Origin of the sequence: Phaeobacter sp. CECT 5382, assembly GCF_001457775.1 — a bacterium.
Taxonomy (GTDB): Bacteria; Pseudomonadota; Alphaproteobacteria; order Rhodobacterales; family Rhodobacteraceae; genus Pseudophaeobacter.
In genome coordinates this window covers 18,233-37,837 of the sequence record NZ_CYSG01000011.1, presented here as the reverse complement: position 1 = coordinate 37,837, position 19,605 = coordinate 18,233, and the positions used below count along the sequence as shown (strand labels likewise).

At 54.6% G+C, this 19,605-nt stretch carries 17 protein-coding genes and 1 tRNA gene; 8 read left to right on the top strand and 10 right to left on the bottom strand.

Annotation, left to right across the window (positions count from 1 at the left end; genetic code table 11):
- Positions 1-9: 9 nt before the first annotated feature.
- Complete coding sequence (locus PH5382_RS12735; RefSeq protein WP_306341247.1) at positions 10-675, bottom strand: DUF2059 domain-containing protein; 666 nt, start codon at positions 673-675, stop codon at positions 10-12.
- A gap of 308 nt (positions 676-983) precedes the next feature.
- On the opposite strand from PH5382_RS12735, the gene PH5382_RS12730 reads away from it, so the two are divergent.
- Positions 984-1,073, top strand: a tRNA-Ser gene (locus PH5382_RS12730).
- A 362-nt stretch (positions 1,074-1,435) separates the two neighbouring features.
- Here PH5382_RS12730 and PH5382_RS12725 read toward each other — a convergent pair.
- From PH5382_RS12725 to PH5382_RS12715, 3 genes are read right to left on the bottom strand one after another with little or no spacing between them, the layout of a single operon-like run.
- Positions 1,436-2,497 (bottom strand): methyltetrahydrofolate cobalamin methyltransferase, encoded by a 1,062-nt coding sequence (locus PH5382_RS12725; protein WP_058334773.1) that lies wholly within the window; start codon positions 2,495-2,497, stop codon positions 1,436-1,438.
- A gap of 3 nt (positions 2,498-2,500) precedes the next feature.
- Positions 2,501-3,433 (bottom strand): methylenetetrahydrofolate reductase, encoded by a 933-nt coding sequence (locus PH5382_RS12720; RefSeq protein WP_058334772.1) that lies wholly within the window; start codon positions 3,431-3,433, stop codon positions 2,501-2,503.
- Positions 3,434-3,459: 26 nt separating this feature from the next.
- On the bottom strand, positions 3,460-3,756 hold the full coding sequence (locus PH5382_RS12715; protein WP_058334771.1) for a virulence factor: 297 nt from the start codon (positions 3,754-3,756) through the stop codon (positions 3,460-3,462).
- Positions 3,757-4,085: 329 nt separating this feature from the next.
- Here PH5382_RS12715 and PH5382_RS12710 point away from each other — a divergent pair, with 329 nt between their 5' ends.
- Together PH5382_RS12710 and PH5382_RS12705 are read left to right on the top strand one after the other, a co-directional pair.
- Complete coding sequence (locus tag PH5382_RS12710; RefSeq protein ID WP_058334770.1) at positions 4,086-5,198, top strand: Ppx/GppA phosphatase family protein; 1,113 nt, start codon at positions 4,086-4,088, stop codon at positions 5,196-5,198.
- A 68-nt stretch (positions 5,199-5,266) separates the two neighbouring features.
- On the top strand, positions 5,267-5,983 hold the full coding sequence (locus PH5382_RS12705; protein WP_058334769.1) for an RlmE family RNA methyltransferase: 717 nt from the start codon (positions 5,267-5,269) through the stop codon (positions 5,981-5,983).
- A 115-nt stretch (positions 5,984-6,098) separates the two neighbouring features.
- Here PH5382_RS12705 and PH5382_RS12700 read toward each other — a convergent pair whose 3' ends face one another.
- On the bottom strand, positions 6,099-6,338 hold the full coding sequence (locus PH5382_RS12700) for a hypothetical protein (protein ID WP_058334768.1): 240 nt from the start codon (positions 6,336-6,338) through the stop codon (positions 6,099-6,101).
- A 175-nt stretch (positions 6,339-6,513) separates the two neighbouring features.
- Complete coding sequence (locus PH5382_RS12695; protein WP_058334767.1) at positions 6,514-7,404, bottom strand: YihY/virulence factor BrkB family protein; 891 nt, start codon at positions 7,402-7,404, stop codon at positions 6,514-6,516.
- A gap of 204 nt (positions 7,405-7,608) precedes the next feature.
- Here PH5382_RS12695 and cls point away from each other — a divergent pair, with 204 nt between their 5' ends.
- Positions 7,609-9,024 (top strand): cardiolipin synthase, encoded by a 1,416-nt coding sequence (cls, locus tag PH5382_RS12690; RefSeq protein ID WP_058334766.1) that lies wholly within the window; start codon positions 7,609-7,611, stop codon positions 9,022-9,024.
- On the opposite strand, the gene PH5382_RS12685 is transcribed toward cls, so the two are convergent.
- Positions 9,021-9,467 (bottom strand): ion channel, encoded by a 447-nt coding sequence (locus PH5382_RS12685; RefSeq protein ID WP_058334765.1) that lies wholly within the window; start codon positions 9,465-9,467, stop codon positions 9,021-9,023. The genes cls and PH5382_RS12685 overlap by 4 nt on opposite strands.
- Before the next feature lie 209 nt (positions 9,468-9,676).
- Here PH5382_RS12685 and PH5382_RS12680 point away from each other — a divergent pair, with 209 nt between their 5' ends.
- Genes PH5382_RS12680 through PH5382_RS12670 form a run of 3 tightly spaced genes read left to right on the top strand, consistent with a single transcriptional unit; the run spans position 9,677 to position 13,840 of the window.
- Positions 9,677-10,333, top strand: coding sequence for an ABC transporter ATP-binding protein (locus PH5382_RS12680; RefSeq protein ID WP_058334764.1), 657 nt, complete (start codon positions 9,677-9,679; stop codon positions 10,331-10,333).
- The gene (locus PH5382_RS12675) at positions 10,330-12,786 is read left to right on the top strand and encodes an FtsX-like permease family protein (protein WP_058334763.1); all 2,457 of its coding nucleotides are present in this window, start codon (positions 10,330-10,332) and stop codon (positions 12,784-12,786) included. The genes PH5382_RS12680 and PH5382_RS12675 overlap by 4 nt, the downstream gene beginning before the upstream one ends.
- The gene (locus PH5382_RS12670) at positions 12,776-13,840 is read left to right on the top strand and encodes a lipocalin-like domain-containing protein (RefSeq protein ID WP_058334762.1); all 1,065 of its coding nucleotides are present in this window, start codon (positions 12,776-12,778) and stop codon (positions 13,838-13,840) included. The genes PH5382_RS12675 and PH5382_RS12670 overlap by 11 nt, the downstream gene beginning before the upstream one ends.
- A 56-nt stretch (positions 13,841-13,896) precedes the next feature.
- On the opposite strand, the gene PH5382_RS12665 is transcribed toward PH5382_RS12670, so the two are convergent.
- The 3 genes from PH5382_RS12665 to PH5382_RS12655 all read right to left on the bottom strand — a co-directional run bounded on the left by PH5382_RS12665 (position 13,897) and on the right by PH5382_RS12655 (position 18,543).
- Positions 13,897-14,328, bottom strand: coding sequence for a universal stress protein (locus PH5382_RS12665; protein ID WP_058334761.1), 432 nt, complete (start codon positions 14,326-14,328; stop codon positions 13,897-13,899).
- Entirely contained in the window at positions 14,325-17,426 is a 3,102-nt protein-coding gene (locus PH5382_RS12660; protein ID WP_058334760.1) for a TRAP transporter permease, read from the bottom strand. The genes PH5382_RS12665 and PH5382_RS12660 overlap by 4 nt, the downstream gene beginning before the upstream one ends.
- Before the next feature lie 151 nt (positions 17,427-17,577).
- Positions 17,578-18,543, bottom strand: a complete 966-nt coding sequence (locus PH5382_RS12655; RefSeq protein WP_058334759.1) for a TAXI family TRAP transporter solute-binding subunit — start codon at positions 18,541-18,543, stop codon at positions 17,578-17,580.
- A 547-nt stretch (positions 18,544-19,090) separates the two neighbouring features.
- On the opposite strand from PH5382_RS12655, the gene PH5382_RS12650 reads away from it, so the two are divergent.
- A complete protein-coding gene (locus PH5382_RS12650; protein WP_058334758.1) occupies positions 19,091-19,315 on the top strand; it encodes a hypothetical protein in 225 nt (74 codons plus the stop codon).
- Positions 19,316-19,605: the final 290 nt, after the last annotated feature.

Genomic DNA, 19,605 nt, shown 5'->3' with positions numbered 1-19,605 from the left:
GGCTTCCCCCTATAGATCTTCACCGCGGCCAAGATCTTTCATCCTGTAGGCTAGTGCTTCAAACCGGTTGGCCGTGATTTCGTGTTGAACTGCGTTTAGCAATTCATAGACCTGCTTCATCAAAGGGGCCTCCAGCGCCTCAACATAGGACTGGATCTCGGCATCGCTGAACCCCTGGTAGGTATAGGCCGAGGTCGCAAGATTTGCAGCCTGAAGCGCCATACGCATTTCGGTTTCCTGTTCGCGCAGAAAGGCCTGCAATCCGTCTGCATCCAGCTGCAATTCAACAATGCCGGCGGCACTGGCAGCCATTAGAAACCGGAACTGGATTTGTTGAACCGAGCGCAGCCCTGCCCCTGCTGAATCAATCGCCTGCCCCATTCGGCGATAGAGGGCGACGCGATCGCTTCCGGCCCGCACGAGATCAGAAATGATGCGTTGACCAGCCTGCTGCTTGACCGCGCCCTCTTCAACCAGGTGGGCAGCGTTTTCCGCCTGCACCAGTCGCTGGCCCAGATCGGTTGCATAGAAATCAGCAGCATGGTTCAGAGCGTCGTCCTGTAGTGTCTCGGTCAGAATATCGAGAGCCAAAACGCGCATCTTTTGCCTGTCAAAGACCCGTTCTGATAGCCGCGTCCACTCCGCACCAAAGCTACCGGCAGAGAGCCCAAGCATGCTGGGCGCATTTCCTGCCGAAAAGGCGATGCTGTCTAGCGCAACATCAAAGCCTGTTACCTGCAAAAAAGCCTCAATCTTTCCTCGTTCAGCCGATTGTGCGGATGCAGGGAGCAAAAGAACTGTCATCGTCAACAACAGCAGGGCAGCGAGAGGTGCATGAATGCGATTTAGGATATGTCTCATAGTTGAAACCTAAGGGAAAACTCGGAGCAAACAATTAAAAAACGCCTTTCACGAAAGAAGTTGAAAAACCCCCTTGCGCCCGGCCGGTTTCATCCTTAAACGCTCCTCCACCAGACCCCCGCGGAGAGGTGCCGGAGTGGTCGAACGGGGCGGTCTCGAAAACCGTTGTCCCTTCACGGGGACCCAGGGTTCGAATCCCTGTCTCTCCGCCATTATCCCCCTGCAGATTTGTTGAATTTATAAACAGCATCGGGTTAAGTGGATTTTTCTCGCTCAAGAGTTCGTGACTTCTAGGGTCAACTTTCGATCAGAAGCAGGATCAATTTCAGGTTTCGCCGGGCATCACGCCAGGCGCCACAATGGTTTTCGATCACAAAATAGCGCACCAGATCAAAGCTTTATACTAGAAGTGGACAGACCGATAAACCGACAGCGGGACCGGAAAGAACCCTTCCGAAATCCTGATTGAACTGCACTCTGTTCCTGTCGCCCTTGCTTTTGAAGCATCTCAAGAAGAGTCCAAAAAACAAAAAAGACCGGGCGGACCCGGCCTTTCTTCTAGTTTTTGAAAAATCTAGGCGCGGCGACGACGGCCACCGCTGCGGCCACCGCGACCACGGCCCTCTTCGCCTTCTTTGGCAGGGGCTTTGTTGAACTTGATCCACTCACCACCGTGCGGGTCGTTGTTGGTGAGGAAATTGGCGGCACGAATGGCCTCCATCTCCTTGCCGGCACGAGGCTTCATCGAGCCAAGCCCGAACATGGTGACAAATGTCTCATCGTCCATGCCTTCGGGCAGAATGATACCGGCTGCAGCCACTTCTTCTTTCTTGGCGGCCAGCGCCTTTTGGGTGACCGGCAGGCCCACTGGGTTCATGATCGCGGAAGTCATGCCCGCGCCCATCGCCATTGGCAAAAAGGCGTTGTTGATACCGTGTCGGTTCGGCAGACCAAAGGAGATGTTGGATGCACCGCAAGTGGTGTTGACGCCCAGTTCCTCACGCAGGCGACGCACCAGTGCAAAGACCTGCAGGCCAGCCGTGCCCATGGCGCCAACTGGCATCACCAGCGGGTCAACCACGATATCATGGGCCGGAATACCAAAATCTGCCGCGCGCTGGACGATCTTCTTCGCGACTTCAAACCGCACATCAGGGTCTTCGGAAATACCCGTGTCGTCATTGGAAATCGCCACAACCGGCACGTTGTATTTCTTGACCAGCGGCAGAATCTGCTCCAGACGCTCTTCTTCGCCGGTGACCGAGTTAAGCAATGGACGACCTTCGCAAACCTCGAGCCCCGCTTCGAGCGCACCAGGCACCGAAGAGTCGATACACAGTGGTACATCCACCAGCCCCTGAACCAGCTCGACGATCTTTTTCATCAAGGGTGGCTCGGTCTCGTTTGGGTTCGGGTTAGAGTTGTAAACAACGCCCGCGTTGATATCGAGCACTGTTGCCCCGGCGAGAACCTGGGCAACAGCATCTTTCTCAACGGTCGAAAAGTCGCCGGCTTCGAGTTCTGCGGCGAGTTTCTTGCGCCCTGTAGGGTTGATACGTTCACCGATGACGCAGAACGGCTCATCAAAGCCCATGACAGCGGTTTTTGTTTTTGATTCTACGACTGTACGGGTCATTATCTATCCTTGGGAGTTGACGGGCTGCGCAGATGCGCCGCCGTTGTTGATGGCCCATGTGGCGTTGGTCTTGATGCCGCCAAGCGGGAAGAAGTGAACATTGGTGATGTTGAAATCGGGGTTCGCAGCCTTGTGTGCGGCCAGTTCTGCCAGAACATCAGTTGGCTCATAGGGCAGCAACAGCTTGGAGACATCCATAGCCCGTTTCTGCAGCACCTTCAGAGACGGGCCAACACCGCAGGCGATGGCGAATTTGATCAGGGTCTGTAGCTTGGCAGGGCCAGCTATACCGATGTGAACCGGGATATCGATACCTGCGTCTTTCAGGCTGTCTGCCCAGGCGATGATTGGCTTGGCCTCAAAGGCAAACTGTGTCGCCAGCGCCATTTTTGCGTCGGTGCGCTCAGAGAATTTCTGTTTCCACTGAAGGGCTTCATCAACGTTCTTGGTCGATCCGTCCGTGTCGATGTCCTTGTTGCCTTCAGGGTGGCCCGCCACGTGCAGGTTTTCAAAACCGGCCTTGTCGAACAGCCCGCTTTCCAGCAGCTGCATCGAAGAATGGAAATCTCCATGGGGTTTGTCAACGCCACCGGCCAGCAACAATGCTTGCTTGACGTCGGCCTCGCCCTGATAGCGGGCTATCCAGTCGGCCAGCGTAGCCTCGTCCTTGATGATGCGCGCCGGGAAATGCGGCATCACCGGAAAGCCTTCGGTATTCAGCCGCTTGGCAGTCTCGACCATTTCTTCGATCGGGGTGCCCTCGATATGGGCGATGTAAACGCGGGTGCCTGCAGGCAACAGATCGGCAAAGTTTTCGACCTTGGCTGCGGTGCGAGGCATCACCTCAATCGAATAGCCCTGCAACAAGGCCTCGACCTGCGGGTTGACGGGTTGCGGCGCAGTTGCGTCACGCTTTTTGAAGTTCAACAAAGCCATCACGGCCTCCCATACTGGTGTTAGGCTCACGCCCATCCGTCATTTGCAATCAGGGTCTTGAGGCGGTCCTGGTCGTATTCCGCTTCCAGACGTTTGGCTTCGGATTCGACGACGTCGGCCGCGTCTCCTTCCACCGCATAGGGGGCAGCTTTGCGCCATTCTGCCAGATAGGCATCGGCATCTTTGGCATTCACCTTCATCGCTGCACGGTCGATCGCTTGCTCAAACCGCTCTTCCAGCTGACGTTTGGCGCCGCGACGCCCCTTGCCTACGATCACCTGCGCAGGAATATCGCGCCAATAGACAATAGTGACATCCGCCATAGCCAGTCCTCCTAAGACCTCTGAATATTTGTGTTCTAGAGCGTCCTTTGCGGCGGAGTACGCCGGATTTCGACACCGTTTGGGTTTTGAGCGACGTTTTTGCAGGTCGTGAATACTAACCCGAAGCCGAGCTGGCCACAGCAACGCGTCCCCATAATACTCATCAAGCTTATGAGTTTGGTACAACAGCTTCGAAAACTGCCGCGCATTGGGGCGTTTGTATTGGCTTTCAGTAGCTGCCAACATACCTGAAGCGACCAAGTCCCCTTGCGCCGCATCGATTGCGTCCATATTCTATATGATAACACGATAATCGGAGGGCGTGAATCATGGCGCCCAGGCGTTCCAAAGGTGCGGGCGCGTTTCCCAAGGCGGTTGAAACCCCTGTACCAGCCCGTCCGGATCCGGATGCGCTTTATGCTGCGCTGGATCTTGGCACAAATAGTTGCCGCATGCTGATTGCCCAACCAAAGGGCAGCGGTTTTCATGTGGTGGATAGCTTTTCCAAGTCGGTCCAACTGGGGACCGGTCTGGAACGCACGGGCCGTTTGTCGCGCTCGTCCATGGCGCGCACCATTCAGGCGCTGCGGATCTGTCAGCAAAAACTTAAACGAAACCGCGTGAAACGCATGCGCCTGGTCACCACCGAGGCCTGTCGCCGCGCCAAAAATTCCCGCGAGTTTATCCGTCAGGTCAAGCGCGAAACCGGTCTGACGCTGGAAATTATCCAGCCTGAGGAAGAAGCCCGCCTGGCGGTGATCTCCTGTGCGCCTCTGGTTTCGACCAATACCGAACAGCTGCTGGTTGTTGATATCGGCGGCGGGTCGACCGAACTGGTCTGGATTGATCTGTCATCGGTGCCGCGCCGCGATCGACCCTCGGCCATCATGCGCCTGCATGCCGGGTTCCATCCCCCCGAAAGCCCCTTTCCAGCGGCTAAGGTGGTGGATTGGATTTCGGTTCCGCTGGGCGTTGCGACGCTGCGCGATCAATTCAATGACGTTGAAGACGATTCCGCCCGTTTTGCGCTGATGAGCTGGTTTTTTGAGGAACATCTGGCTGATTTTGCTCCCTATAAGGATGAGCAGATGCGCGCCGGGTTTCAGATTGTTGGCACTTCAGGTACGGTGACCACTGTTGCTGCCTCGCATCTTGGGTTAAAGCGCTACGATCGCACCAAGGTTGACGGGCTGCGGATGACCAGCGATCAGATCGACAAGGTGATCCGGGGCTATCTTGAGCTCGGCCCGCAGGGGCGACGCCGGGATCCGCGCATCGGCGAAGATCGACAGGCGTTGATCATGTCAGGTTCTGCAATTTTGCAGGCATTGTTGCGCTGCTGGCCAACTGATCGGTTGTCTGTTGCAGATCGGGGTCTGCGTGAAGGGCTGCTTTATGCACAAATGGGCGCTGATGGCGTTCTCGAAGACGGGCCTTTCTGAGGCGCGCAGATTTTAATTTCCCGCCCGGGGCCAGCATTTGTTTGGCAGTGGCGAAAACGGTGAAGACGATGGCAAAAACACCAACTGGCAAAAACACTTCTGGCCGTGGCCAGCGGGATCTGAAGGTCAAGGTCAAGACCGCTCGCGGTCGCCGCCTCAGCTCGACCCGCTGGTTGCAGCGACAGCTGAACGATCCCTATGTGCGCCGCGCTCAGGCCGAAGGCTATCGCGGAAGAGCGGCCTACAAGATCATGGAAGTAGACGATAAATATCGTTTCCTTGTGCCAGGTGCGCGGATAGTCGACCTTGGCTGTGCCCCAGGTGGCTGGGCTCAGGTTGCAGTGAAGCGCATCAATGCTATGGGCGAAAAGCAGGGCAAGGCTCAGGGGCGCATTATTGGTGTTGACCTGCAAGAGGTCGAGCCGCTGGCCGGTGCCGAATTCCATCAGCTCGACTTCATGGATGAAGGGGCTGATGATCAGGTCAAGGAATGGCTGGGTGGCAAGGCGGATGTGGTGATGTCAGACATGGCTGCCTCCAGTTCAGGGCACAAACAGACCGACCACCTGAAAATCATGTCGCTTTGCGAAGCGGCTGCCTATTTTGCCTTTGATGTGTTAGAACAGGGCGGCACCTTTGTCGCCAAGGTTCTTGCCGGCGGTGCCGAGGGAGAGCTGCAAAAGCTGCTGAAGCAGAAATTCACCAAGGTAGCGAACGTAAAGCCGCCCTCTTCGCGGTCAGACAGTTCTGAGAAGTTTGTTGTTGCCCAGGGGTTCAGGGGGTAGATCCCCTGCCCGTTTCCTAGGCGAGCCCGTTTCCTCACCCCGCCTGTTGCCTCAACTGCCATCTTGCTGATCAGGTGCCCACGGCGATCACTGCTGGTGACCTGCGCCTTTTAAACTAGTGCAGCGCTGGTTTGTGTCTCCCCTGCAAAGATTGCATTGCCAAATCACGCAGATGCAAAACCTCGGCGCCCTCACCTTCGCTTTGGCGCGAAACACGTAGGTTGCGCGACACATGGCCTGGAAAAGTGAAGCCAGAGAACTTGGTATCCTTCAGGTTTACCCCCGAAAGATCAGAGCTTCTTTGGATAAAGTCCAAAATTATGTTTTGACGTAGGCTTTTACCCAGTTTCAGCATAGTGCTTTCCCTTCCAGTTTTGGATGGCGTTACCATCGTCATCCCGTTTATGAAGGCTGAATATTGCCGGATTGCGCCAGCTCAATGACCGAATTGTGGCGAAATCGCCCTATTGTTTCCAAAATGGAAACAGCTGAGCACTATCGGCTAAGTCAGATCATCTCAGCAAAGCTTTTCAGTCGTCCGGGTTCGAAAGACGCGCGTCAGGGCTGCTATCTTCGGCCATATCGATCAGAACACCATTGAACTCTGCTCCAAGGATCAAGATCACAGCATTGACATAGAGAAAGATCATTGCCGCCATAGCGCCGGCCAATCCGGCGTAAGTCGCAGAATATTGCGCTACCGAGCCAACATAGAAGGCAAAGCCAATCCCTGCCAGCCACCAAAGGGTGACGGTCAGAAGGGCCCCCGGTAAAATGTGACTAAACCGGTGAATTCTGCCGGGTAAAATTGCGTGGCACAAGAGAACCGCAATCAGCGGAAGAACTGCCACCAGAATTCCGTTTATCCCCCTTTGCCAGTGTGGTGACACCGGAAACGTAGGAAAAAACTCTGCCAGGTGTTGGACATAGAGCGGAAGGATAATCTCAAACAAAGCGGCCGCCAAAATACCGATACCGCCAAGGATAACCAACCCGAGACAGAGCAGGCGCGACAGCCAAAACGGACGCGCGTCCCTGTCATGATAGGCCTGGACCATGGCCACACGCACTGCATTCACACCATTGGAGGCAAAATACAAAGCCAGAACACCCCCGAAAGTCATCAGCCCGGTTCCCGATGTCTGCAGCACCGCGTAAAGCTCTGTTAGAATGGGCTTGGATACCGCTTCGGGCCAGGCGCCAAACACCAATTCAATCAAATCATCCAAGGCGACATCTTGAGAAAGGATGTTGGCGACAGCCCCAGTCAGAGCCACCGTGAACAGTACAAAGGGAAACAATGCAAGCATCATGGACATGGCGATATGGCTGCTCATCACCCAGCCATTTTTGGCGTCAAATCTTTTTACAGCCTGCCAAAACGCAAGCGGCCAACTCTTGATAGTAGGAACCTTCAGCATGGTCGTAACGTCCCACAGACAAAGCTGAAACACCAGCCCTCAAGGTCCCTCTGATTCCAGTTCAGGCTTGCTCGAAACAGCCATTATCGCAAGATCAGGCAATGCAGCTACATTTGGGCATGGTCAAGGCTTCTGGTATCTTTGAACAAGCAGCGCCATAGTTGTTTTCAAACGGGCAGTCGACCGCAGCAAGAAGGACATGACATGTTTTGGGTTGCTATCAGCACACTTGCGGTCTTTGTAATGTGGACGCTCGCCGTGCTTGGTGCGCTCAGCGCGGCCAGGACTTCGCGCACCCCACAAGGGGCGATCGGCTGGGTGGTCTTTTTGCTGGCCGCGCCACTGACAGCACTTCCAGCTTATCTTGTATTTGGTCACTATCGGTTCAAAGATTACCACAGCATTCGACAGGACATTCACGAGGTTGTTCACGACTATCCCGATCTGTCTCCGGAAACCCATTGCGACGCTGCATGTCTGGACATCAACCCTGCTCCCTTCGAAGCTGTTTCAGGGTTAAGCCTGTGCACCGGAAATGATTTCAAAATTCTCGTAGATGGCGACGATAGCTTTCGCGCCATGTTTGGCGCAATTGATCGTGCTGTTCACTACGTCCTAGTACAGTTTTACACCATTCGAGACGATGAATTGGGACAAAAATTGCGCGATCATCTGATTGCTGCCGCACAGCGCGGTGCGAGCGTCTGGTTCATGTATGACAATGTCGGCAGCCACAGTCTTTCACGCGCCTATCTACAGTCCCTGGAGCAGGCCGCAATCAACGTGGTGGAGCCAGCCACCAGCCGTGGACCGAAACACAGGTTCCACATCAATTTTCGCAACCATCGCAAAACCCTGATAGTTGATGGCCGCATCGGGTTTACTGGAGGTTTGAACGTCGGCAATGAATACCTTGGTCTGGATTCCCGGTTCGGACACTGGCGTGATACTCAGCTGCAACTGACTGGCCCAATGGTGCAGCAATTACAGCTTTCCTATGCTGAAGATTGGCAGTGGTTGACGGATGAGCCCTTGATGGAATTTCTTGAATGGCAGCCGGAACCCAGAGAAAGCAATAGAATTGGGCTGGTAGTTCCTACCGGTCCGGGGGATTTGACAGAAAACGGATCAATGCTGTTTTTTTCTGCTATTTCAGCGGCTAACAGTCGGATCTGGATAGCATCTCCCTATTTTGTTCCCGATCTGGACGTGGTCGCAGCGCTGAAACTTGCAGCATTACGCGGTGTGGATGTTCGGATCCTTTTGCCGGGAAACTTTGACCATTATCTGCCCTGGCTGGCTGCGTTTTCCTTTTACGACGATTTGCGGCAGGCAGGCGTGAAAATCTACAACTACTCTGCCGGGTTCATGCACCAAAAGTCCTTTGTGGTCGACGACCAGCTCGCCGCAATTGGCACGGCTAATCTCGACAACCGCTCCTTTCGTCTCAACTTTGAAACCATGGCTTTGCTGTTTGATGCCACAGCGGCAAAAGAGCTGTCAGACATCTTGCAAAAGGATTTTGATCAGTCTTCATTGTTGACCAAGGATCTGGATCAACAGAACTGGAGTATCCGCCTTTTGGCACCCCTGGTTCGATTGTTGTCTCCGGTTCTTTAACGTCTCTGTTCAACATCCTTTGATGACTTGAAAAAATCAGACATCGACCCCACTAGAAATGCCGTGCTGATGCCAAATCCCAACAGACCGTTGATCGAGACAAAGGCGCCAAAAATACGGGAGGCGTTCCCCAGAACGATGTCTCCATAGCCCAGTGTGGTGTAAGTAACGATCGAGAAATACGCCGCTGTATTCCAATCTCCGATTGCCCCCATCCATACAAAGGAAGCTGCCCAAATCCAAACCTGAAGAGTGTGGCAAAACAGAATGTAACCAATAGCGATCAAAAGAAAACCACCTCGTCGCATCGGCGTTGTCTGCAGTCCAAATCTCTTGGCATACCGGCGAAGAGCATCGGCGCAAAAGACCAGAACGACCGTTTCGATCACCAGGCACAGGCACAAAAAGCCGGAACCCCAAAACAATTGTTGCAGCATGGTCATCCTGGTTTCTCCGCTGTGTTCGAAAGCTCCAGCAAACAGCTAGGCAAATCTGCGGTGCCATCCGTCTTGTGGCAGTTGGTATCAGTGTTCAGAACACTTTCCTAGAACCGCAGTTCTGGACAGTTGTACAGTGACAGGTGTTGAATGGCCCAAAGCCGGTTTTTTGAGGCTGTATCTGTGATCTGGCTGAAAGAAGAAAGGGAAAAGATGTGGTGTTAAAGATCACTGACTTAACCAAGAACTACCCTGGAACCACCTGCGGGAAGCCGCTTTTGAACAAGATTTCTCTTCAGCTTGCACCAGCTTCCAGTCTGGCGTTGACAGGCGAAAGTGGCTCCGGAAAAAGTACGCTCCTGCATCTCATTGCGGCTCTGGATAACTTTGACAGCGGCGAGATTTATGTTGATGGCCAGGCCTTGAGCAAGCTTGACGAAACAGGAGCTGCGGCGCTCCGCAGATCTACCGTTTCACTGGTTTTTCAGAGCTTTAATATCATCCCTTCACTCACAGTATCCGAAAATATTTCGCTTCATGCCAAATTGGCCAAACGACGAGACACCACCTGGGAGGATCATCTAACCCAAAGACTGGGGCTAACGGAACTGGGCCACAGATACCCGGAACAGCTGTCAGGTGGGCAACAGCAACGTGTAGCAATCGCCCGCGCTATGGCTTTGAAACCCAAACTTTTGCTGGCTGATGAACCAACTGGGAACCTCGACGAAGACAGCAGCAATGCAGTGCTTGAGCTGATGCTGGACCTGATCCGCGACTGCGAAACCAGCCTGTTTTTGGTGACCCATTCCCGCGCAATTGCCGCGAAGTTGCAAAATCATCTCCATTTGAGCGGCGGGAAACTTTCATGATATCCGCCGCGTTGGTCGCGCTTTTGTCCCACTGGCGACGCCATCGCTTTCAATTGTTTACCTTGGTGACCGGACTGGCTTTGGCTGCGGCGCTTTGGACTGCGGTTCAGGCAATTAACAGCGAGGCTCGCGCCAGCTATGGGCGGGCCGAGGCAATGCTTGTCCAAAACCAACATGGCTATTTGGCATCCACCACTGGCTCTTCCGAGCAGTTGCAACTCAGCGACTATGTCGCGCTGCGCCGCATGGGGTGGGATCTGTCTCCCGTCGTTCAGGGCGAATGGAACATCGCAGGGCAACAAATTGATTTGGTTGGGTTTGATTTCCTCAACCCTCCTTCTGCCACGCTCGCCGAGGTCGCCTCACCTGAAAGCTCACCCTCTGCGAAAACCGGATCTTCTGCCCTGGTCCAGTTCTTGCAACCTCCAGGCCGGGTGTTACTGCATCCTGAGACAGCCAAGGAAATTCAGCGCGCAGAGACGCCCTTTTCCGTTCAACTGTCGACACGTGTGCCGCCCGGAACGGCCCTTGCCGATGTATCTTTCGCTAGTCGGGTTCTGAACCGGCAGAAGGATCTGTCCCGCCTGATCCTTTTGAGCCCGCCTGGCGCGCAGGATCTGGCCAGTCTGCCGAACCATATTCAACATCGTACTGGCCCACCAATGGGGGGTGAGATGGCAAAACTCACCGAGAGTTTTCATCTGAACCTGACTGCCTTTGGCTTTTTGTCATTTGCTGTGGGTCTCTTCATCGTGCAGGGAACAATTTCACTGGCTCTGGAACAACGACGCGGCCAGTTCCGCACTCTGCGCTGTCTCGGGGTGTCACGTCGGATGCTCTGCACACTTCTGGCGGTTGAGATCACTCTCATTACTTTCATTGCAGCCTGCATAGGTCTGATTGCAGGCTTCTTTCTTGCGCAGGCTCTGCTTCCAGGCGTCAGCGTCACCCTGTCCGGGCTATACGGAGCGCCGGTGACGGCAGGTCTGTCCCTGCGGCCCAGTTGGATCATTTCCGGCTTCGCAATGACTTTTTTGGGAGCCTTTGTTGCGAGCTCTCAGGCATTTTTCACCCTTTGGACACTCCCGGTTCTACAACTACCTTCGACACAGGCCAGAGGCCAGAAAGTGATCCGAAGCTTTCGGGCCGGTGCCTTTCTGGGCTGTGGTCTGATCCTCTGTGGTTTTGTCGCCCTAGAAATTCTGGACAGCCTGACCGGGGGCTTTGTTTTCCTTGCGGGTCTCATGTTGGGAGCAGCGGTGTTTTTGCCATTTTTCCTGAACTTTTCCCTCCGTCTTGGCAAACTGTACAGCCACCGTCCCCTTGTCCAATGGCTTTGGGCGGACACTGCGGCACAACTCCCCGGTCTTTCGCTTGCATTGATGGCTCTCCTTCTGGCTCTGGCCACAAATATTGGCGTCAGCACAATGGTTTCCAGCTTTCGCCTCACCTTTCTCGGCTGGATGGATCAGCGCCTCTCTGCCGCGATCTACATCACCACAGAAGACGATGCACAGGGCCGCGCTGTGGAGGCCTGGTTGCGACAAGAGCAAAACCAGCAGCCGGGCCTGCGTATTCTGCCAATCCGGTACCATGAAACGACGTTGCAGGGGGGCAAGATACGAATCTACGGCCTGCGTGACGATCCGAGCTATCGCAACAACTGGCCAATGATTTCAGCGCAAGATGGCGCTTGGGACGCAGTCTTTCAGGGAGCAGGTCTGCTGATCAATGAGCAGCTTTCCTATCGTTTGGGGCTTGGTCCAGGTGATCAATTGAATTTACCGTCCGGCTGGCCCGTCAAAATCACCGGTACATACGCAGACTATGGCAACCCGCATGGGCAGGTCCTCATCTCGATGTCGCAGTTGCTGCAAAATACACCGGAGGTGGAAAACCGACGTTTTGGCCTCCACCTGCCGCCAAGCGAAGTTCAGAACCTGATCAACCGTATACTGGAAGAGACTGAATTAACGAGAGAAAACCTGACAGATCAGACTAGCGTAAAGGCACGTTCCCTTGCTGTTTTTGATCAGACATTTCGCGTTACAGGAGCCTTGAATATTCTCACACTGGCGGTGGCCGGATTTGCGATCCTTACCAGCCTTGCGACGCTCTGGAACCAACGTCTTCCGCAATTGGCGCCGATCTGGGCAATGGGCGTCAGCCGCAGAACCCTGGCGGGCTTGGATCTGTTGCGCAGCCTGCTGATAGCCGCGCTCACCGCCTGTCTCGCGCTGCCTTTGGGGCTTTTACTTGCCTGGGTCCTGCTTGATGTGATCAACGCCAAGGCCTTTGGTTGGCGTCTGCCGATGCATCTGTTTCCACTGGACTGGCTGCGACTTATTGCAATGGCCTTGCTTACGGCGGGGCTCGCTGCACTGATTTCTGCTTGGCGCCTGTTCCGCCTGCAACCCTCTGACCTTTTGAAGGTATTTTCTAATGATCGCTAGAATTGGGTGTCTTGTCTCTGTGGTTTTGCTGTCAATGTCCCTGGCTTCGCACCTCGCAGCACAGGGGTTTGCAGGTCTTGGAACAAGAGCTGACGGGTTTTTGGAGCCACGAGCCGACTATCGGTTTTCATTTCCGAAGGATCACGGTGCCCATCCCGATTATCGTATTGAATGGTGGTACTTGACGGCGAACCTTAAAGACGAAACCGGCACTGTCTACGGCATCCAATGGACCCTGTTTCGTACAGCACTTGCACCGGGAGATGTCGTCGGCTGGCAAAGCCCGCAGATTTGGATGGGGCACGCTGCCCTGACATCTGCCCGAGATCATTTTTCTGCCGAGAGGCTGGCGCGTGGCGGCATTGGTCAGGCGGGCCTGCAAACTGATCCCTTTGAAGCCTGGATCGACCACTGGTCGATGACTGGTGATCCTGAGCTTGAGAACATTGAGGTCTCGGCGAAAGCCGAAGATTTTGGCTACGCCCTCTCTGGCAAAGCCAGCTCGGACCTGGTCCTGCACGGTGCCGATGGCTATTCGGTAAAGTCCGCCAGCGGGCAGGCCAGCTATTACTATTCGCAGCCAGACTATGAAATCACCGGCACGCTCACCCTGCCCTCTGGTCCCGTTTCTGTCGAGGGCATGGGATGGTTGGATCGCGAATTGTCGAGCCAGCCCTTGTCTGAAGATCAAAGCGGATGGGATTGGTTTTCCTTGCGTTTTGATAGTGGCGACAAGCTGATGGGGTTTATTCTAAGAGGGCGAAACAATGCTCCTGATTTTCGCTCGGGCACCTGGATTTCAGCTAATGGAGCTGTGACAGCGCTTACGCCCGGCGCGTTCCAGGCGCTGCCGGTTGAGACAGCAATGGTCAAAGGTCGCAGGATACCAGTCAAATGGCAGGTGATGCTTGCTGATCGCGATCTTTCGGTCACTGTAGAGGCCCTGAACCCGCAAAGCTGGATGGACACATCCTTTGCCTATTGGGAAGGCCCTGTCACCGTTTCAGGCAGCCATACCGGTACCGGATATTTGGAGATGACCGGATACGAATAAGGGCGCGCAGATTATTCATCTGCGCGCCCCTGCGTTGTGATTGTCTCGAATGCCGTTTAGCGCACGACGTAGACCGAACATTCAGAATGCCGGATCACCCGGGCCGCGTTTGGCCCCAAGAGGTAGTCCTTCAGGTCCGGCTTATGTGCACCGATCACAATCAGATCCGTACCGGCAGCTGATGCCACCGCCAGGATCTCCTGATAGGCGGTTCCGGTCGCAACCACATGACGGATTGCCACATTACGTTCAGCCCCCAAGACCTTGGCACAGAGCTCTTTCAACCGAGCCGTGGTGTCTTCGACAGCTTTGTCGTGATGGTGGCTTTCGAAAAAGCCAGAGACCCAGCTTTCGCCAAAATCAGGCAGGACATTGACCACATCGAGCTGCGCCTTATCCAGATCAGCCAGTCGCGCTGCCTGTTCCAGAACCATGCGGTCGGCATCTTCGTTGCTCAATTCGAGCGCGCAAAGAACAGATTTAATCATGCGGGTACTCCTTCGGTGCGGGCCCTTGCGCGTTGCATCAGGGCGATCAAGGCCAGCAACAAAAGCGCCGGAATGAAGATCAGTTCCTTTGGCATCTGATCTGCAGGTGCGAGGACTGCCGTGACCTTGACGGGCTCGTCCCCGTAGAAGTCAAAGCTACCAAGATCCCGCTCTGCCGGAGTACCAAAGCCCGGAGCATCCAGGTTCATCTGTTCTCCTTCGGGCAACAGGATCAGTCCGGCCTTTTCCGCCAGGGCTGCGCCATCCAACCCTTCGATAGCTTCGACAATCAGCGTTGTTGAGGCAATCTCACCGGTGTCGAAGTCAGGACCCTCGATGGTGAGCCTCAACTGTTGACTCGCCTCAGCCGATCCAAGTGCCTGCACCAGTTCAGTTGGCGCGACCTCAGTATGGGGTGGCATGATCCGGTTCATGAAGAAATCTGGTCGGAACAGGGCAAAGGCGACAAAGACCAGAAGAAAGCTCTCATAGAGCTTACTCCGGGTGACAAAGTACCCCATGGTACCTGCGGTGAAGACCAGGATGGCGATAGTCGCTGATATGGCAACCAATATGCCTTGCGCCCAGGTCACATCTATCAACAACAGGTCTGTGTTGAAGATGAAGACAAATGGCAAAGCCACTGTCCGCAAAGAATAAAAGAAGGCCACAAAACCAGTGCGAATTGCGTCACCACCAGAAACGGCGGCGGCCGCAAAACTGGCAAGTCCAACCGGTGGTGTCACATCCGCCATGATCCCGAAGTAGAATACAAAGAGATGCACAGCGATCAGCGGCACAATCAGTCCGGACTGCGCGCCCAGCTCCACCACGACCCCTGCCATCAGCGAGCTGACTACGATGTAATTGGCCGTGGTAGGCAAACCCATGCCCAGAACCAATGACAGCAGACCAACACAGAGAAGAACAAAGACCAGAATGGTGCCGGTCATGTCTGCTGCGCGTTCCGCAACGGTGCCTTCAAAGCTAGTGATCCCGATCATATCCGTGACCGGGCTGATGGCATGCACACCCAATGCGCTTAGATAGGTCAGACCATAAGCCATGCTTTCCACCAGGTCCGCCATGACCTGACCAACACCGGTCAGGGTGACGGTCCCGACGATCACACCAGCCGTCGCCGTGGCCAGTGCAATACCGATCATATTGCGCGAGCCGTCAATCATGCCCTGCCACAGATCCCCGACCCCTTCAAAGAAGGTGTTGGCCAAATTGCTCTGTCCGCGAAACATTGCCTTGAGCGGTTTTTGTGTCAGCAGGATTACAAACAGAAGTGCCGTCGCCCAAAAGGCAGAGAGACCGGGTGATTTCTGCTCGATCATCAGGAAATAAACCAGAACAACGATCGGCAGAAGATAGTGCAGGCCTGCTTTGTAGATCTTAGAAATATCAGGCAGTTCGACCTCTTTTGCGTTGGGGTCGTCAGGCTCCAGATCGGGGATTGTGGCGGCCAAAGACACCAGCAACATATAGACCAGAAAAACTGCACCAAACATCAAAACGCCGGCAAAGCTCGGCACCCAACGATAGGCCGCATCGACAGGAAATTGAGTGCCGTAGCACAGCCCGGCAAAGACAGCAAAGAAGCTGGCCATACCCAGAATGGTCCGTGCCATGTGCACTTCGCGGTTGCCCAGGGTGGGCATGTTCCGCTTCACCGCCTCCAGATGCACGATGTAGACCAGCGCGATGTAAGAGATCGCAGCCGGCAGGAAGGCATGGGTGATCACTTCGACGTAGGAAATGCCGACGTATTCCACCATGAGAAAGGCAGCAGCCCCCATCACCGGCGGCATGATCTGCCCGTTGACGGATGAAGCCACCTCGACCGATCCGGCCTGTTCCGAGGAAAAGCCGACTCGCTTCATCAGCGGGATGGTGAAGGTACCGGTGGTGACCACATTTGCGATGGAAGAACCAGAGATCAGGCCAGTGGCGGCTGAGCCGACAACCGCGGCCTTGGCCGGGCCACCGCGTAGGTGTCCGAGGGCGCCAAAGGCCATTTTGATGAAGTAGTTCCCTGCTCCAGCTTTATCAAGAAGCGCGCCGAAGAGCACGAAAAGAAACACAAATTTGGTTGATACCCCAAGGGCGATACCAAAGACCCCTTCGGAGGTGATCCACATGTGGCTCATCGCTTTTTTCAGGCTTGCGCCCTTCCAGCGGATCACTTCGGGTACGTAGTCTGAAGATCCGAAAAAGACATAGGCCAAAAAGATCGTCGCGATAATCGCCATAGCCGGGCCAAGAGCACGACGGGCGGCCTCGAACAGGATCAACAGGCCCGCAAGAGCATAGTATTTGTCGATATTGTCGGCCAGGCCACCGCTATCAACGATCTTTTGGTAATTCAGGAACCCGTAGATCGCCACAAAGACACCGGCGCCGGCCAGAGCCCAGTCCTGAACAGGAATGAAATCTGTTTCAGGTTCAGACCATTGGCGCAGATAGCTAAGAAAAACCAAAGCCGCCGTTGCCATCGCAAGCACTACAGCTCCGATTTGCAACGCGCCGCTCCATCCGCCCAGTACATATTGCCCAATGATGGCATAGCCACTGTAAGACAGCACAAATATGGCTGCAAAAACGCCGCCTGCGCTCACCATGCGTTCCAGCGAAGTGGCAAATCCGGTGCCGTTCAAAAACGTCGGCGCCACCAGAGCCAGCGCAATGATTGCGCCAACAGTGACCGCAGCCCCCATAGAAATTTCAGGCGAAAGCGTCACCATAAGTGCGACGCAAAAGGCCCCAAGCCCCAAGACGGTGCCCAGATGCCCAAAGGCAAAGGACACAAGATTGCGGCTTTCGCGGCCCATGGCCGGATAGGCCATGAACCCCAGCATCAGGGCAAAGGCCAGATGGATCAGGCGTGAATTGTTGTTGACCGCCCCCGGCAAGAGGTAATTTGCCAGAGGTGAGGCCAGAACGACCTGGAAAACAGACCAGCTTACAGCGATGACTGCCAGGGAAAGCCCGACAGCTCCGATCGGGTTGCGTGCACCCGCATCCGAGGAGGCAACCAGTTCCTGCAGTTCATCTTCGCTAAGCGGTCGATTTCCCTGAACATCGGATGTCATGGATAATCTCCCTTACAGACCAGCACCGCGCTCTGTTTGATTGTTGAGCGTCGTGGGCAGTGTTCTGTTAAAAGTGGCGTTTGGGGTCGTTGCCCCTCGCAAAATTGGAAAGGGGCGCGATACCGCGCCCCTTCCTATGTCCTCTGGTCGATTACTCGATCCAGCCTTGTTCACGGTAGTATTTGGCAGCACCGTCATGCAGCGGTGCAGACAGACCATCAGCAATCATCTCTTCGGCTTTCAGATTTGCAAAGGCTGGGTGCAGCTTGCGGAACGCGTCGAAGTTTTCAAAGACTGATTTGACAACTGCATAAACAGCTTCCTCAGGCACATCGGTAGAGCTTACGAATGTTGCGCCCACACCAAAGGTCTGGGTGTCTTCGTCGGACCCACGATACATGCCGCCGGGGATGGTTGCCGTACGGTAGAACGCATTGTCATCAACCAGCTTGGCAACATCAGCGCCATCAACAGTTACCAGAACCGAGTCACAGGCTGTGGTGGCTTCCTGAATGGAGCCGGAAGGGTGGCCAACGGTATAAACCATCGCATCAATCTGATTGTCGCAGAGTGCTGCCGACTGTTCGGCTGCCTTCAGCTCGGTTGCCAGAGCGAAATCTTCCATGCCCCAGCCTTTGGCGCCCATCAGAACTTCCATGGTGCCGCGCTGACCGGAACCGGGGTTGCCGATATTGACGCGCTTGCCTTTCAGATCATCAAAGGTTGAGATGCCGGCATCGGCACGCGCAACAACGGTGAAGGGCTCCGGGTGAACGGAGAATACCGCGCGCAGGCCTTCAAAAGCACCTTTTTCAGCGAATTTGGAGGTGCCGTGGTAGGCATGGTGCTGCCAGTCGGATTGCGCAACGCCAAACTGCAATTCGCCTTCGCGGATTGTGTTGATGTTGTAAACAGAGCCACCGGTGGATTCGACGGCGCACTTAAAACCGTGCTCCTTGCGGCTCTTGTTGACCAAGCGGCAGATTGCGCCGCCGGTGGGATAGTAGACGCCTGTTACGCCGCCGGTCCCGATGGTGATATATTCCTGAGCCTGTGCCGCCGGTGCCATGAAGGCCGCCGTTACCAAAGCACCAATTGTCAGCTTGGAGTGTTTCATGATGTGATCTCTCCCACGTTTTTTTGTTCGTTTTCAGTCATGAAGTTGCGCCGCTCATCCGTTGAAACGGACACAATTCTGCGTTCCTCATTCGTCCGAGACCACTATCGGCCTGCAAACGCTCGAGGGTTAATTTGTCGCGCCTGTGAAGTAGGCCCACCAGTGGCCAAGCCTGTCAAGCACCTCAAATTCAACCAAGACAAGAAGGTTGGAAGTTTTATCGTATGTGACAACCACCCGAAAAAATTCCCCCAAAAGCCCTTCCTGCGAGATTCGTCACACTGTGACAGAATGCCGCAACAAAGTGCAAGAGGAGTCAGAGACATTTGGAATATGTAAATTGGCGCACCGCAAAGCTGTCGTAAAACGGCAGTCTGGAACCAAATACGAACATGACATTCAGAATGGATTGAACTAAAAAACCCGCATATGCATTTACAGATTAATAGGACAGGCATTCAGTCCCGAGGCAACAGTAAATCCAAAGGTAGCGGGCCTAAAGAAAAGGGCAAGAGACAGGACACGAGACAGGGAAGGAGAACCTTTGATGCTGCTCAGCAAGTTACTTGCGGAAAACCCGGCACTAGATGATTTCTGGTCACTAGAGCGCTGCGTTTCTGCAACGGCCCGAAGCTATCCCGATGACGAGGACATCCGTTTGAGATTTGATGTCGAGCCGGAATACCGCTCAACACCCCGGAAATGGCAAGTCATTCTGACAGCAGCCTGCGAACGTGGGTTGCGTGCCCGAGAAGACAGCACCCCTTACTAACCTCTCTAGCCGGTAGCCTTCGGCTTTGGGTCCTGAAATATGTGATCTTATCTGATTTCGGACTTAAAGTTCCGTGAGTGCAGTTTCTGAGGAGTGCAGTTTCTGAGCGCCAATACATCTGAGCGCCTATACAGGCGCAACTTCAGGACATGACACGTCTCCAAGAGATGCCTCGGCATGCTATGACCCAACCGGAGCTAGGCCTGAAACATCAACCTCTCTGCCTTGAAAGGCAGATCCAGAGCAAGAAAGGGGAGCGATATTCAACCGTCACTCCCCTCAATGTTTTT

Bases quoted from the DNA above. Each gene is read 5' to 3' on its own strand.
- PH5382_RS12735 (WP_306341247.1), bottom strand. From the start codon at position 675: ATGCTTGGGCTCTCTGCCGGTAGCTTTGGTGCGGAGTGGACGCGGCTA.
- PH5382_RS12705 (WP_058334769.1), top strand. From the start codon at position 5,267: ATGGCAAAAACACCAACTGGCAAAAACACTTCTGGCCGTGGCCAGCGG.
- PH5382_RS12710 (WP_058334770.1), top strand. From the start codon at position 4,086: ATGGCGCCCAGGCGTTCCAAAGGTGCGGGCGCGTTTCCCAAGGCGGTT.
- PH5382_RS12665 (WP_058334761.1), bottom strand. From the start codon at position 14,328: ATGATTAAATCTGTTCTTTGCGCGCTCGAATTGAGCAACGAAGATGCC.
- PH5382_RS12655 (WP_058334759.1), bottom strand. From the start codon at position 18,543: ATGAAACACTCCAAGCTGACAATTGGTGCTTTGGTAACGGCGGCCTTC.
- PH5382_RS12725 (WP_058334773.1), bottom strand. From the start codon at position 2,497: ATGACCCGTACAGTCGTAGAATCAAAAACAAAAACCGCTGTCATGGGC.
- cls (WP_058334766.1), top strand. From the start codon at position 7,609: ATGTTTTGGGTTGCTATCAGCACACTTGCGGTCTTTGTAATGTGGACG.
- PH5382_RS12715 (WP_058334771.1), bottom strand. From the start codon at position 3,756: ATGGCGGATGTCACTATTGTCTATTGGCGCGATATTCCTGCGCAGGTG.
- PH5382_RS12685 (WP_058334765.1), bottom strand. From the start codon at position 9,467: ATGACCATGCTGCAACAATTGTTTTGGGGTTCCGGCTTTTTGTGCCTG.
- PH5382_RS12650 (WP_058334758.1), top strand. From the start codon at position 19,091: ATGCTGCTCAGCAAGTTACTTGCGGAAAACCCGGCACTAGATGATTTC.
- PH5382_RS12670 (WP_058334762.1), top strand. From the start codon at position 12,776: ATGATCGCTAGAATTGGGTGTCTTGTCTCTGTGGTTTTGCTGTCAATG.
- PH5382_RS12660 (WP_058334760.1), bottom strand. From the start codon at position 17,426: ATGACATCCGATGTTCAGGGAAATCGACCGCTTAGCGAAGATGAACTG.
- PH5382_RS12700 (WP_058334768.1), bottom strand. From the start codon at position 6,338: ATGCTGAAACTGGGTAAAAGCCTACGTCAAAACATAATTTTGGACTTT.
- PH5382_RS12720 (WP_058334772.1), bottom strand. From the start codon at position 3,433: ATGGCTTTGTTGAACTTCAAAAAGCGTGACGCAACTGCGCCGCAACCC.
- PH5382_RS12675 (WP_058334763.1), top strand. From the start codon at position 10,330: ATGATATCCGCCGCGTTGGTCGCGCTTTTGTCCCACTGGCGACGCCAT.
- PH5382_RS12695 (WP_058334767.1), bottom strand. From the start codon at position 7,404: ATGCTGAAGGTTCCTACTATCAAGAGTTGGCCGCTTGCGTTTTGGCAG.